The 14429-nt window shown below is 73.9% G+C and carries 10 protein-coding genes; 5 read left to right on the forward strand and 5 right to left on the reverse strand.

Features of this window, described 5'->3' with window-relative positions:
- The first annotated feature begins 57 nt into the window (after positions 1 to 57).
- Positions 58 to 2010, forward strand: a complete 1953-nt coding sequence (locus AWW66_RS13665) for a DUF6311 domain-containing protein (protein ID WP_067365175.1) — start codon at positions 58 to 60, stop codon at positions 2008 to 2010.
- A gap of 198 nt (positions 2011 to 2208) precedes the next feature.
- Here the strand turns inward: AWW66_RS13665 and AWW66_RS13670 are convergent, their stop codons facing one another.
- Positions 2209 to 4128, reverse strand: coding sequence for a DUF6311 domain-containing protein (locus tag AWW66_RS13670; RefSeq protein ID WP_067365178.1), 1920 nt, complete (start codon positions 4126 to 4128; stop codon positions 2209 to 2211).
- A gap of 66 nt (positions 4129 to 4194) precedes the next feature.
- Here AWW66_RS13670 and AWW66_RS13675 point away from each other — a divergent pair, with 66 nt between their 5' ends.
- The 4 genes from AWW66_RS13675 to AWW66_RS34390 are packed head-to-tail and all read left to right on the forward strand — an operon-like array spanning position 4195 to position 8436.
- Positions 4195 to 5490 carry a PQQ-binding-like beta-propeller repeat protein gene (locus AWW66_RS13675; protein ID WP_067365181.1) on the forward strand — a complete coding sequence of 432 codons (1296 nt, stop codon included), beginning with the start codon at positions 4195 to 4197 and terminating at the stop codon, positions 5488 to 5490.
- A 49-nt stretch (positions 5491 to 5539) separates the two neighbouring features.
- Positions 5540 to 6208, forward strand: a complete 669-nt coding sequence (locus AWW66_RS13680; protein ID WP_067365183.1) for a response regulator transcription factor — start codon at positions 5540 to 5542, stop codon at positions 6206 to 6208.
- Positions 6205 to 7377, forward strand: coding sequence for a sensor histidine kinase (locus tag AWW66_RS13685; RefSeq protein ID WP_067365186.1), 1173 nt, complete (start codon positions 6205 to 6207; stop codon positions 7375 to 7377). The genes AWW66_RS13680 and AWW66_RS13685 overlap by 4 nt, the downstream gene beginning before the upstream one ends.
- A 9-nt stretch (positions 7378 to 7386) precedes the next feature.
- Entirely contained in the window at positions 7387 to 8436 is a 1050-nt protein-coding gene (locus AWW66_RS34390; protein WP_067365188.1) for an AEC family transporter, read from the forward strand.
- 46 nt (positions 8437 to 8482) lie between these two features.
- On the opposite strand, the gene AWW66_RS13695 is transcribed toward AWW66_RS34390, so the two are convergent.
- The 4 genes from AWW66_RS13695 to AWW66_RS13710 all read right to left on the reverse strand — a co-directional run bounded on the left by AWW66_RS13695 (position 8483) and on the right by AWW66_RS13710 (position 14138).
- Positions 8483 to 9103, reverse strand: coding sequence for a hypothetical protein (locus AWW66_RS13695; protein WP_067365191.1), 621 nt, complete (start codon positions 9101 to 9103; stop codon positions 8483 to 8485).
- Positions 9104 to 9301: 198 nt separating this feature from the next.
- Entirely contained in the window at positions 9302 to 11401 is a 2100-nt protein-coding gene (locus AWW66_RS13700) for a 3-hydroxyacyl-CoA dehydrogenase NAD-binding domain-containing protein (protein WP_067365194.1), read from the reverse strand.
- On the reverse strand, positions 11398 to 12621 hold the full coding sequence (locus tag AWW66_RS13705; RefSeq protein WP_067365197.1) for a thiolase family protein: 1224 nt from the start codon (positions 12619 to 12621) through the stop codon (positions 11398 to 11400). The genes AWW66_RS13700 and AWW66_RS13705 overlap by 4 nt, the downstream gene beginning before the upstream one ends.
- A 203-nt stretch (positions 12622 to 12824) precedes the next feature.
- Positions 12825 to 14138, reverse strand: coding sequence for a ribonuclease D (locus tag AWW66_RS13710; RefSeq protein ID WP_067365201.1), 1314 nt, complete (start codon positions 14136 to 14138; stop codon positions 12825 to 12827).
- Between the last annotated feature and the right edge of the window lie 291 nt (positions 14139 to 14429).

Here is a 14429-nt window from a genome sequence, read left to right on the forward strand (position 1 = left end):
CAATGGACTGACCCGGGACATTTTGCCGCAATCTCGCTCGGGTAGACTCCGCCGACTGTGACCCCTGCCGAGACCCGTGCCGCCTCGCTGGACACCGACACCCTGACCGTCGCCGACCCCGCCACCAGGCGCAACGGCGTCGATGGTCGGGGCGCAGCGGTGGCGGTGCCGGAACCTGGGGTCGACCGGCGGTCAGCGGCCGACCCGTCGACCGCCACGGGGGGTGGCTCGCCCGGTGCGGGCGGGGAGTCCGGCGGCCGGCGGCCGTGGTGGGCCAGCCGGCGACGGCGGGACCTGGCCGCGTACGCGCTGTTCCTGCTGGCCGCGCTCTGGGTGACCAGCCAGATCTGGGTGGACCCGGCCGGCCGGGTGGCGTCGCTGTACGTCAGCGACCCGGCGCAGGTGCAGTTCTTCCTCGCCCACTCGGTACGGGTGGTGCTGCACGGCGAGTTCCCCTTCTACACCGACCAGTTCAACTACCCCGACGGGGTCAACCTGATGGCCAACACGGCCATCCTCGCCCTCGGTATCCCGATGGTGCCGATCACCCTGCTCTTCGGCCCGGCCGTGTCGTTCGTGGTGCTCATCACGTTCGCGCTCTCCGGCACCGCCTTCGCCTGGTACTACGTCCTGTCCCGGCACGTGGTGCGCAGCCCGCTCGCGGCGGCGGTCGGCGGCTGGTTCTGCGGCTTCTCGCCGGCGATGCTGTCGCACGCCAGTTGGCACCCGAACATCATCAGCCAGTGGCTGCTCCCGTTCATCGTCTGGCGGGTCATGGTCATCACCCGGTCGACCCGGCCGTGGCGGGACGGCGCGATCCTCGCCCTGCTGGTCGTCTGGCAGGCGTTCATCAACGAGGAGATCCTGCTCTTCACCGCGATGGCCTGCGGCATCTTCCTCATCGCCGTGGTCGTGCAGCGGCCCGGGATGTGGAAGGCGGCCTGGCGGCCCCTGGGCAAGGCGGTGCTGACCTGCACCGTCGTGGCCGGGTCGCTGCTGGCGTACCCGCTCTACATCCAGTTCGCCGGGCCGATGGCGTACCACGGGCTCAGCTCGGCGGTGCAGGACTACGGCAACGACATCGCGGCGCTCTTCGCGCAGGGCTCGCCCACCCTCGGCGGCGACCGGCGGGCCAACGTGAACCTCGCCCCGAACTACTCGGAGGAGAACGCCTTCTTCGGCTGGAGCCTGGCGCTGATCTCGATCGGCATCGTGGCCTGGCTGCGCCGGGAGCTGATCGTCCGGGCGCTCGCCGCGACCGGGGCGTTCTTCATCATCCTCTCCCTCGGTGAGCGGATCACCTGGTGGGACCGGGAACTCATCCCCGGCCCCTGGGAACTGCTGGTCCGGCTGCCGCTGCTCGACGCCGTGGTGCCGACCCGGTTCGGCATGATCACCACCGTGGTGATCGGGATCCTGCTGGCGATCGCCGCCGACCGGGTCCGGGCGCTGAAGATCGCCGACCCGAGGACCCGCCGGACCCTGGCCGTGTCCGGCCTCGTCCTCGCGCTGCTGCCGGTTGCGCCCATGCCGCTGAAGATGACCACCCGACCGCCGGTGCCGGAGTTCATCACCGCCGACCGGTGGCGGGAGTACGTCGGGCCGGACCAGACCCTGGTCCCGATCCCGGTGCCGAGCATGGGCAACACGCACGGGATGCGCTGGGCCGCCTCCACCAACCTCGACTTCAAGATCCCTGGTGGGTACTTCCTGGCCCCGCGCAACGCCACCACCGGCGACCCGGGCCGCTTCGGCGGCCGGCCCAACGGCATGGGCGCGCTGCTGGAGGAGGTCTCCGCCACCGGCCGGACGCCCAAGCTCGACGACCGGCAGCGCCGCCGCTCCCTCGACGAGCTGCGGTACTGGCGGGCGGCGGTGCTGGTGCTCCCGCTCAGCCAGCCCAACTCCGAGCCGTTGCGCCAGACCGTCGAGCAGTTCGCCGGCCCGGCCCGGCAGGAGCTGGACGTCTGGGTGTGGGACGTCCGCCCGTTGACCGAGTCCCGGGGCTGACCCGCCCACCCCTCGCCGCAGGCTGCCGGGGAGCGATGTCCTTCCGCGCCATATACCTGTGCGGAATATTTATTCCTGACGGGTATGCGCGTCACAAGCATCCTTCTCGTCGCGCCCATTACCGTGCGTGACGTCGTGCGGTGACACCGCCGGCCGGCTGCCGGGTGGCCCTACCTGGCTGACCCGGCGGCCGGGCGGTCAGTCGCGGACGTCCCAGAGCCAGACGTCGTCCACCCGTTGCGGCTGGGCGTCGAGCAGGCCGGTCATCAGGTCCCGCAGGACCGCCTCGCGCGGGTGGGCGCCGAGCACCACGACGGAGGCCCGCCAGTAGCGCAGGTCCTCGGCGGCCTGGCGGCGGTTCTCCTCGGTGAGTTCCGGCACCTCGCCCTTGTCCATGGTGGAGTAGATCAGCGTGCTGGTCGGCCGGTTCGGCGCGCCGAAGATCCCCTCGTCGTGGGGGCCGGGGCCGATGAAGTAGCCGGCCGGGATCGGGAACTCGTGCTGGGTCAGCGCGCTCCAGCGCAGCGTGGGCAGGCCGTGCACGTTGCTCGGGATCGGCACCGGCACCAGGGTGCGGCCCGGCGGCACGTACTCCTCCCAGGCCCCGGACATGATGAACTGCGGCGGCAGGTCGATGTGCTCGGCCGGCAGCGGCCGGGGGAAGAGCGGCAGCACGGCGAGCGCGACGGCGGCGTACCCGACCGGCCGCAGCCAGCGGCGGCGCGGGCGGCCCGAGGAGGCCGGGGCCGGTGGCTCGGCGGCACCGTCCGCAGTGGATTCGGTTGGGGCCGGGTCGGCCTCGGGCGCGCGGGGGGCCGGCACCGTGCGGGCCGGCCGGCCGGCCCGGGAGACCCCCTCCCAGGCCAGCGCGAGCAGGACACCGAGCGCGCCGGTGGTGACCAGGGTGAGGCGGGTCGGCATCATCATCTCGATCAGCGGCAGGTCCGCCGGGATGTAGTGCCAGGGGCCGTACACCTCGGTCTCGGTGCCGCCGAGCCGGATGCGCGGGCCCAGCGAGGCGGCTGCGAAGAGCACCGCGACGATCCCGGTGATCCGGGCGACCAGCGACCGACGCCAGAGCAGCACCAGGGCGACCACCGACAGCAGCACCAGCGGCCAGCCGAACCAGGTGTTCTGCTCGGTCAGCCCGATGGTCTGCTCCACCGCCGGGTCACCGGCGATGGTGTCCCGGGGGAAGGTGACGAACGCCGCCAGGTCCTCGCCCCAACTGTGGAAGACCCCGCCCTGCAGACCCCGGTACGACTGGGGTCCGTTGAACTGGAACCAGATCGGGTACGCGGTCAGCAGCAGGGCCAGCCCACCGCCGGTGCCGAGCGCGGCCAGGAAGGTGCCGGCCTGCCGGCGGGCCGCCGCCGGGCGCTGCGCCGCGTACGCCACCACGATGACCAGGCAGGCCAGCGCGGTCAGCAGCAGCATCTCCTCGTTGATGAAGATCTGGTACGCCACCAGCAGCCCGAGCACGATGCCGTTGCGTCGCCACCGTCCCGGCTCGCCGAGCCGGAGCACCCGGATCATGATCAGCGGGAGCAGGAAGTTCGAGACGAAGTTGGGCTGGCCGTTGGCGTGGTGCACGATGCCGGGGGCGAAACCCAGGAACGCGCCGCCGATGAACGCCGCCGTCCGCGACCGCACCAGGTACCGGGAGAGCACCCAGTACGACGTGGCGGCCGTCGCGGCGAGCGCCCCGCCCAGGTAAAGGGCGTACGTCACCTGCGGGCCGAACAGCCAGGTGACCGGGGCCAGCGGCAGGGTCACCCCGAGCATCGAGGTGTTGGCCATCATGTTCACCCCGTCCGGGGCGTTCTGCCGCAACGAGAAGAGCGGGTTCTCCAGGTGCCGGACCGAGTACGCACCGTGCGAGAACAGCCACTCGAACCAACTGTGGTCGGTCGGCAGGTGTGACGAAACCCTCTGCTCGACGTCGACCCAGTAGTTCAAGCAGACGAAGACACCGAGCAGAACATAGGCTCCGATGGCCAGTGTGTCGGCCCGGTTCGGGCGGCGTCGGGGCCGCCGGGGCGGTGGTGTCGCGTCGGGTCCGCCCGGGGCGGATCCGGTCCTGGAATTCACTGAGGGATTAACCACCGGCACAGCCACGACGGGCCATCGTACAGGCGAACCCGCCCGGACCCGGCCGGGCCGGTGGGCGGGGAAGGACGACCGGTGACCATCATCGATCTGGGTGAGGTGCGGCGCGACGCGCCGCCGCCGCCGGCCACCGGCCGACCGCGCCCGCCCCGGCGCGGCCTGTGGTCGGTGCTGGTGCTGGTGCTGGTGTGTGCCACGCCGGCCGCCTCCGGGCCGCTGGAACAGCGGGCGGCGGCCACCCTGCCGGCCACCGTCGGGGCCACCGCGTCGCTCGTCGACGACCGGCTCTTCGTGCTCGAACGGCAGGGCGCGGAGACCGGGGGCACTCCCCGGCTGACCGCCTGGGCGCTGCCCACCGCGGGCCGCCCCGGGGCCGGCCTGGACAAGCTGTGGGAGGCCTCGGTGCCGGGTCTGGTCCGGCTCCTCGACGTCGAGGTGCGCGACGGGCTGGTCATCGCGTCCGGGGTCGACGAGTCCAGTGGCGGCACCGTGGTCCTGGACGCCGCGACCGGCGACCGGCACTGGCGTCAGCCCGGCACCGGGAGCCTGACCACCGGGGGCAACCTGCTGCTCAGCAGCGGCCGGGGCGCCGCCGGTGAGGCCCGGGTGGTGGAGGTGGCCACCGGTCGCCCGATCTGGGTGCTGCCGACCCGCCCGGACGGGGTCGCGCTGGTGACCCGGGACGGCCGGATCGACCGGATGGTGCTGACCGCCCCCGGCGGGCGGATCGAGGTCCGCTCCGCCGACACGGGCGCCGTGCTGGGGCGGGTCACCGTCGCCGCCGACCCGACGGCCCGTCCGTACGTCTCGGTGGTCGACGACCTGGTCCTGGTCAGCCAGGGCGCCACGGCGACGGTCACCGCGTACGGGCTGGACCGGCTCGACGTGCGCTGGACCGGCTTCTTCCCCCGGGTCGAGTACTTCGTCTCCTGCGGGCCGACGATGCTCTGCGCGTTCCAGCGCAACCGTCCCATGTCGGGGGTGGAACGCGGCACCGGCCGGACCCGCTGGCAGACCGACGGCTGGTGGGTCTGGCGGGACCAGGGGGAGCGGTTGCTGGTCCTGGCCGCCACCGGCGGCCAGACCGGGGAGCTGGGCACGTACGGGGTGCTCGACGCCGTCACCGGCCGGGTGCTGGGGCGGGTCGGGGTGTGGGACGCGGCCCGGAGCCGGTCCGGTCGGCCGGGCAACCCGGTCCTGGTGCGCCCGGCCGGGGAGCGGGGACTGCTGGTGGCCGAGCTGGACGTCGAGACGGCCCAGGTGCGGCTGCTCGACGTGCTGCCCGGTGCCGACCGGGACTGCCAGGTGGAGGCCGGCCGGCTGCTCTGCCGGACCCGGGACGGCTTCGGGGTGTGGCCGCTGCGCCACTGAGCGGTGGGCGGCACTAGGTTGGGTCCGGGGCGTGGGGAGGAGGGCCGGTATGCGGGTACTGGTGGTGGAGGACGAGCGCAACCTCGCCGACGCGATCGCGCGCGGGTTGCGCAAGCGGGGCATGGCGGTGGACGTCGCGTACGACGGTGACAGCGGGCACGAGGCCGCCTTCGTCACCCGGTACGACGTGATCATCCTGGATCGTGACCTGCCCGGTGTGCACGGCGACCAGATCTGCGCGGAGCTGGCCGCCTCCGGCGCGCTGACCCGGGTGCTGATGCTGACCGCCAGCGGGACGGTCGCCGACCGGGTGGAGGGGTTGCAGCTCGGCGCGGACGACTACCTACCCAAGCCGTTCGCCTTCGACGAGCTGGTGGCCCGGGTGCAGGCGCTGGGCCGGCGGGCCACCCCGGCCGCGCCGCCGGTCTTCGAGCTGGCCGACCTGGTGCTCGACCCGGCCCGCCGGGTGGTCACCCGGGGCGGGGCGCCGGTCGACCTGACCAACAAGGAGTTCGGGGTGCTGGCCGAGCTGCTCAAGGCGCGCGGGGCGGTGGTCTCCAGCGAGGAGCTGCTGGAGCGGGTCTGGGACGCCAACACCGACCCGTTCACCACCATCGTCCGGGTCACCGTGATGACGTTGCGCAAGAAGCTCGGTGACCCGTCGCTGATCGAGACGGTGGTCGGCGCCGGCTACCGCACCGCCGAGGTGCCGGCGTGACCCGCCGCCCCCGCCTGCGTCCCACCCTGCGCCTGCGGCTCACCCTGCTCAACGGGGTGCTGCTGGTGGGCACCGGGGCGATCCTGCTGTTCCTGGCCTGGCTGCTGGTCCGGGACGGGGTACGGCTCACCGACGAGCTGGCCCCGGAGAGCACGGTGGTGCTCGCCGACGGCCGGGTGCTGGACGCGGGGCGGTGGCAGCAGCAGGTGGCCGACGCGGCCTCCCGGGAGCTGCTGGTCACCGGCCTGCTCGCGCTGGTCGGGATCAGCGTCGTCGGCGTCGCCGGGGCGTACGCGGTCGCCGGCCGGGCGTTGCGCCCGCTGCACCAGGTCACCGCCACCGCCCGGCGGCTCGGCGAGGCCACCCTCGACCAGCGGATCGGGTACCAGGGCGCGGACGACGAGGTGGCCGAGCTGGCGAAGACCTTCGACGCGATGCTGGACCGGCTCGCCGAGGCGTTCGAGGCGCAGAAGCGCTTCGTCGCCAACGCCTCACACGAGCTGCGGACCCCGCTGGCGGTGATGCGTACCGAGATCGACGTGACGCTCAGCGACGACGAGGCGGACACCGCCGAGTACCGCCGGATGGCCACCGTGGTCCGGGACGCCTCCGAGCGGGCCAACGGACTGGTCGACGCGCTGCTGGTGCTCGCCCGCAGCGAGGCCCAGTCCGGTCGGCCGTTGGGCCGGCGGACCGAGTGCGACCTGGCCCACGGCACGGCCAACGCGCTGTCGGCGGTCCGGCGCGAGGTGGAGCGGATCGGCCTGCGGGTGGAGACCGAACTGGCGCCCGCGCCGGTGGTCGGCGATCCGGGCCTGCTGGACCGGCTGGCCGGCAACCTCATCGAGAACGCGGTCCGCTACAACCACCTGCACGGGCGGCTCTGGGTGCGCACCGGCACCGAGGGGGAGCACTCCTGGCTGGTGGTGGGCAACACCGGCTTCGAGGTGGACCAGGCGGACGTGCCGGGGCTGTTCGAGCCGTTCCGGCGCGGTGGCCGGGAACGGACCGGGGCGCGCGGCTCCGGCCTGGGGCTCTCCATCGTCCGGGCCGTCTGCGGCGCGCACGGCGGCCGGGTCCGGGTGGTCGCGCAGAACGGCGGCGGCCTGGAGGTGACGGTCACCCTACCCCGCGCGGGCAGCGTCGAGCGGGTGCCGACCGGCCCGTAGGCTGCCCGGGTGCTCGCGGCCTTCGTCCCGATCTGGCTGCTGACCGGGATCGGTTGGCTGGCCGGCCGGTACCGGCTGCTGGGCGCGGACGCCGACCGGGTGCTCGGCGGGTTCGTCTTCCACCTGGCCATGCCGGCGGCGCTGTTCACCGCGCTGTCGCGCAACCCGCTGACCTTCGACGCCCGGGCCCTCGGCGCGTTCGCGGTCAGCACCGTGGTGACCATGGGACTCGGCTTCGCCCTGACCGGCCCGGTCCTGCGCCGGTTCGGTCGCGCGAGTCGGCCGGACGGGCGCGGCCGGTGGCGTCGGCGTGGCGTTTGGAAGCTGCGTGGCCCCTGGAAGCTGCGGGGCCCGTGGGGGCGGCGGGGCGGGCCGGACGACACCGCCGGCCCGGCGGAGGTCGCCCGGCCCGGGGTGGGGGAGGCGACCATCGCGGCGATGGCCGCCGGGTACGTCAACGCCGCGAACCTGGGCATCCCGGTGGTGTTGCAGGTGCTGGGCAGCGCGGCGTTCCTGACCGAGGTGCTGCTCTTCCAGGTGCTGGTGGTCACCCCGGTGATCCTGATCCTGCTGGATCTGGGCGCGGGGCGCCGACTGCGGCCGGGGCGGCTGCTGAGCCTGCCGCTGCGTAACCCGGTCATCGCCGGCCTGACGCTCGGCGTGGCCTGCTCCGGCTTCGGCTGGCGGGTACCCGATCTGGTGGCCGACCCGTTGGCCCTGCTCGGCGCGGCGGCGGTGCCCGCCGCGCTGGTCACGCTCGGCCTGTCGCTGAACACCCGGGGGGAGCGCCCCGCCGGGGAGGGGGCCCAGGTGGCGGTCTTCTCCGGGCTGAAACTGGTCGTCCAGCCGGCCCTGGCGTGGCTGATCGGCACGCTCGCCGGCCTCGGTCCGACCGCCCTCCTGGCGCTGGTGGTCTGCGCCGCGCTGCCCACCGCGCAGAACACCTACATCTACGCCCGGGAGTACGGCCAGGCCGGCTCGCTGGCCCGGCGCAGCGTCATCGCCAGCACCGCGCTGTCCATGGTCACCCTGGCGGTGATCGCCTGGTGGCTCGGCTGAGCCAGTGGGCCGGGCCGGGTCGCGGGTGGCCGCCCGGCGGCCCGGCTCAGTCGCGCCGCTCGACCTGGCCCCGGATGGTGACGAACTCCGCGCGGGCGTCCGCCCCGGCGGCGTCGAAGAGGACGACCAGGCCGAGGCTGCCCCGGTCCGCCCAGACACAGACCCCGAGCGGCAGGCCCTGGGCCCGCCCGTCGCCGCACCGCGCCGCGCCGCCGAGCGGTCCCGGCTCCACCGGGGCGACGGTCGCCACCCCCAGGTCGGTGGCGAGCCCCTCGACGCTGCGGTCGAGTTCCCGCTCCGGGTCGGCGAGCAGCCCGGCGGTTGCGGCGACCATGACCAGGTCCCCGGTGTCGGGGTCGCCGTAGAAGCCGGCCACGGTGCTGTTCCCGTCCCGCACCGTGGACCGCATCTGGCCGACCGCCTGGTCGGCGAGCCGCTGCAACTCCGGGTCGGTCACCTTCGGCCGGCCGGCCAGGGTCTCCGGGGCCACCACCCGGGTGCCGGTCGCCTCGACGACCTCGACCACCTCGTCCCGCAGGGCGTACCAGGCGACCGCCGTGCCGCCCCCGCAGAGCGCCAGCACCACGGCGACCACGGTCAGCAGGACCCGGGCCGGGCGCGACCCGCGCGCCGGGGGAGGGTACGGGGCGGCCGGCGGCTGCGACATCGGTCGGACTCCAGGCGAGAAGCGATGATCGGGTGGTCGGGTGATCGTAGGGTCTCGCTGCCGCCGGCCGCCGCCCCTGAAGGCCGCCGTCCCTGCCGGCCACTGTCCCTGCCGGCCATCACTCGGGTGGAACGCCGTCGCGGTGGCCGGGGACGTCGGGGACGCCACCGGCCACCGCGACGGGCGGGGGTACGGGGATCAGGCGGGCAGGCTCGCCGCCCCACGCGGCAGGAACCGCCGGCCGGTGACCCGCTCGCTGGCCCCGGTCCGGTCCAGGTACGGCGTGACGCCGCCCAGGTGGAACGGCCACCCCGCGCCGAGGATCAGGCACAGGTCGATGTCCTGCGCCTCGGCGACGACGCCCTCGTCGAGCATCAGCCGGACCTCCTGCGCCAGCGCGTCGAGCGCGTCCCGGCGGACCTGCTCGGCGGTGAGCGGCTGGTCGCCGACCACCAGCAGCGTGGCCACCTCCGGGTTGATCTCGTCGTCGACGACCACCGGCTGACCGGACTCGGCGATCCGCCGCAGGTTCTCGCTGACCGCGAACCGGTCCGGGTAGGCGGCGTGCAGGGTGCCGGCCACGTGGTGCGCCACGGCCGGGCCGACGAGCTGGAGCAGCGAGAGCGGACGCATCGGCAGGCCCAGCGGGTCCAGCGCGCTGTTCGCCACCTCCAGCGGGGTGCCGGCGTCCACGGCGGCGAAGACCGTGCCGAGGAAGCGGGTCAGCAGCCGGTTGACCACGAACGCCGGGGCGTCCTTCACCAGCACGCAGGACTTCCTGAGCTGCTTGCCGACGGCGAACGCGGTGGCCAGGGTGGCGTCGTCGGTCCGCTCGCCCCGCACGATCTCCAGCAGCGGCAGCACGGCGACCGGGTTGAAGAAGTGGAAGCCCACCACCCGCTCCGGGTGCGCCAGGTCGGCCGCCATGGCGGTGACCGACAGCGAGGACGTGTTCGTCGCCAGCACCGCCTCGGGCGTGACGACCTTCTCCAGGTCGGCCCAGACCTGCTTCTTGACCTCCAGGTCCTCGAACACCGCCTCGATGACGACATCGCAGTCGGCGAACGACGTGCGCCGGCCCGACGCCGACGGGTCGAAGGCCTCCGCCGTGGGCGCGCCGCTGACCAGGCCGTACAGCTTGGCGGCGGTGCCCTTGTCCATCCGGCCCTTGCTGACCTGCTTCTCGATCTGGGCGTGCACGTAGCCCACGCCCTTGTCCACCCGGGCCTGGTCGAGGTCGGTCAGCACGACCGGCACCTGGAGGCGGCGGGCGAACAGCAGCGCGAGCTGGCTGGCCATCAGCCCGGCCCCGACGATGCCGACCTTGGTGACCGGCCGGGCCAGCCCCTTGTCCGGCGCCCCGGCCGGCCGCTTGGCCCGCCGCTGCACCAGGTCGAAGGCGTACAGGCCGCTGCGCAGCTCCTCGGAGAAGATCAGGTCCGCCAGCGCCTCGTCCTCGGCGGCGGTGCCGGTGGCGAAGTCGGCGTCCTTCGAGGTCTCCAACAGGTCCAACGCCGCGTACGCGGCCGGCACCGCGCCGTGCAGCCGCTGGTCGAGGGTCTGCCGGGCGAAGTACAGCACGCCGGCCCACATGTCCTTGTCGACCTCGGGCCGGGTCACGGTGACCTCGCCCCGCACCACTCCGGCGGCCCACTCCAGGGACCGCTCCAGGAAGTCCGCCGGCTCCAGCAGCACGTCCGCGACGCCCATCTCGGCGGCCTGCTTCGGCTTGAGCATCCGGTTCTGCATCAGCGGGTTCTGGATGATCACCTGGGTCGCGGCGGGGATGCCGATCAGGTTCGGCAGGAGTTGGGTGCCGCCCCAGCCGGGGACCAGACCGAGCGAGACCTCGGGCAGCGCCAGCGCGTTCGCGCCCGCCGACAGGGTCCGGTAGTGGCAGTGCAGGGCCAGTTCCAGGCCGCCGCCCATCGCCGCGCCGTTGACGAAGGCGAAGGTGGGTACGGCGCTGTCCTTCAACCGGGCGAAGACCCGGTGACCGAGCCGGCCGATCTCCAGCGCCTGGTCCCGGTCGGCCAGCAGCGGCAGGCTGGTGAGGTCCGCGCCGACACAGAAGATGTACGGCTTGCCGGTGACCGCGACGAAGGCCGGGTCCGCCGCCAGGGCGGTGCTGATCGCCTCGTCCAGGCTGGCCAGCCCGGCCGGGCCGAAGGTGTTCGGCTTGGTGTGGTCGTGTCCGTTGTCGAGCGTGATCAGGGCGGCCGGCCGGTCCAGCCCCGGTACGGTCACCTGGCGGACCAGCGCCCGGGTGACCACCTCGTTCGGTGCCGTGAGGCTCACTTGTCGCCACCCTCCCGCTGTGCCGGCTCGCCGGACTCCGTCCAGTGTGGGTTCTCCCAGATCACGCTGCCGCCCATGCCGATGCCCACGCACATGGCGGTGAGGCCGTAGCGGACCTCGGGGTGCTCGGCGAACTGCCGGGCGAGCTGGGTCATCAGCCGGACGCCGGAGGAGGCGAGCGGGTGCCCGATGGCGATCGCGCCACCCCACTGGTTGACCCGGGGGTCGTCGTCGGCGATGCCGAAGTGGTCGAGGAAGGCGAGCACCTGCACGGCGAACGCCTCGTTCAGCTCGAACAGGCCGATGTCGTCGATGGTCAGCCCGGCGACGCGCAGCGCCTTCTCCGTCGATGGGATCGGGCCGACCCCCATCACCTCGGGCTCCACCCCGACGTACCCGTACGACACCAGCCGCATGGCGACCGGCAGGCCCAGCTCGCGGGCGGTGGACTCGGCGGCGATCAGGCTGGCCGTGGCGCCGTCGTTCAGGCCGGCCGCGTTGCCCGCGGTGACCTTCCCGTGCGGCCGGAACGGGGTCTTCAGGGTGGCGAGCTTCTCCAGCGAGGTCTCCCGGGGCGCCTCGTCCGCCGTGGCCAGCCCCCAGCCGCCCTCGTCGTCGCGGATCGCGACCGGGACCAGGTCGGGCTGGAGCTTGCCGTTGGCGTACGCCTTCGCGGTCTTGACCTGCGAGGCGAGCGCGAAGGCGTCGGCGCGCTCCTTGGTGACGTGCGGGACGCGGTCGTGCAGGTTCTCCGCGGTGGCCCCCATCACCAGGGCGGACGGGTCGACCAGCTTCTCGGCCAGGATCCGTGGGTTGGGGTCGACGCCCTCGCCCATCGGGTGCCGGCCCATGTGCTCGACACCACCGGCGATGGCCACGTCGTAGGCGCCCATCGCGATGCCGCCCGCCACGCTGGTGACGGCGGTCATCGCGCCCGCGCACATCCGGTCGATGGCGAAGCCGGGAACGGTCTTGGGCAGGCCGGCCAGCAGGGCGGCGGTCCGGCCGATGGTGAGGCCCTGGTCGCCGGTCTGCGTCGTGGCGGCGACGGCGACCTCCTCGACCCGTTCCGGCGGTAGTTGCGGGTTGCGGCGCAGCAGCTCACGGATGCATCGGATCACCAGGTCGTCGGCGCGGGTGTGGGCGTACATGCCACCCGCCTTGCCGAACGGGGTGCGGACGCCGTCGACGAAGACGACGTCCCGAACTTCACGGGGCACTTGGAGCCTCCTTGCCGGCACTGGCATTTCCCCAAATGCTACTCGCCAGTAACCAACCCCGCACCCCACCCCCGTTCCCCTCCTCCTGCCCGCCCGCCCGGCCGCGTCGATCAAGGGGTTCGCGTCACCGGAAGGCCGGGGCCGGACGCGAACCCCTTGATCGACCAAAGGACGCAGGTCGAGGCGGGATCAGGGCGTAAGGGTCAGGAGGTGGGGAGGAGGGCGGGGGTGAGGGTGGGGACCAGCAGGGTGAGCTGCCACTCGCGCGCGCCGAAGCCGCGCAGCACCTCCGCGACGGTCTGCTCGGTGATCTCCTCGGGGGGCTGCCAGGCGAGCCGGCGGACCGAGTCAGGAGTGATCAGGTTCTCCGGGGGCAGCGTGTGCTCCCCGGCGATGCGGACCACCACCTCCCGGCACCGGGCCAGCCGGCCGGCGGCCACCGGGTCCCGTTCCGCCCACCGGTGCGGTGGCGGGGGGCCCTCGACCGTCGGGTTGACCGGCAGCTCCTCGTCCGGCAGCCGCCGGGCGTCGTCGAGCGCGGACAGCCAGGTCCGCGCCAGCCGGCGTACCGACCGGCCACCGAAACCGGGCAGGGTCAGCAGCGTCTGCTCGTCCTTCGGGTCGAGTTCGGCGGCGGCGACGATCGCCGAGTCGGGCAGCACCCGGCCCGGCGCCGCGTCCCGCCGGGCCGCGATCTGGTCCCGGGCGTACCACAGCGAGCGGACCCGGGCCTGCGCCCGCGCCCCCCGCAGCCGGTGGATACCGGAGGTACGCCGCCACGGCTCGGCCCGGACCCGGGGCGGGCGGGCGCCGGAGCGGACCAGCGCGGCGAACTCCTCCGCCGCCCACTGCGACTTGCCCTGCCGGTGCAACTCCGCGTCGAGCGCGTCCCGCAGCTCGGTGAGCAGCTCCACGTCCAGGGCGGCGTAGGTCAGCCAGGACTCGGGCAGCGGCCGGCTCGACCAGTCGGCGGCCGAGTGGTGCTTCTCCAGCGTGAAGCCGAGGAGCTGCTCGGTCAGCGCGGCCAACCCGACCCGCTCGAAGCCCGCCAGCCGGGCCGCCAGCTCGGTGTCGAAGAGCCGACGCGGGCGCAGCCCCAGCTCGGCCAGGCAGGGCAGATCCTGGCTGGCCGCGTGCAGCACCCACTCGGCCTCGCCGATCACGGCGTCCAGGTCGCCCAGGTCGGGCAACGGCAGCGGATCGATCAGCACCGTGCCCGCCCCGGCCCGGCGCAACTGCACCAGGTACGCCCGCTGGCTGTAGCGGTAGCCCGAGGCGCGTTCGGCGTCCAGGGCGACCGGGCCGGTGCCGGCGGCGAAGCGGGCCACCACGTCGGCGAGGGCGTCCGGTGTCGCCACCGGCTCGGGTGTGCCGTCACGCGGAGCGGTCAACGGTACGGGCCCGCCGGAGGTCGGGGTGCTGTCCGTCGCCGCCTCGATGGTGGGCGACGGGTGCTGCGGTCCGTTTCCCGCACGACTTTCGGCGGCCCGACGGCGCAGGGGTGGTTCGTCGGTCACCTGACAACCCTAGTGCGCGACGTGAACTCTCGTGCGCAGCCGGCCCGGCGTGTGGCGGCTGGACGGCACACGGACGGCACGTGGACACCGGCCGGACGGAGCGTGACCACGCGGGCCGGACCGGGCCCGACCAGGGGCGCGCGGCGGGGGCTTGACCCCGGATGGCAGGGTCGGACATCAGGGAAGACAAACGCCGACCACGCAGGTACGGTCCATCGGGCTGCCGACCGGGCGGAAGTGGGCCGCCGGCCGGGCGGACGAACCGGCAGGGGACAGCGGGGCGGCTATGGG

It is taken from the genome of Micromonospora rosaria, from assembly GCF_001567585.1.
Lineage (GTDB): Bacteria > Actinomycetota > Actinomycetes > Mycobacteriales > Micromonosporaceae > Micromonospora > Micromonospora rosaria.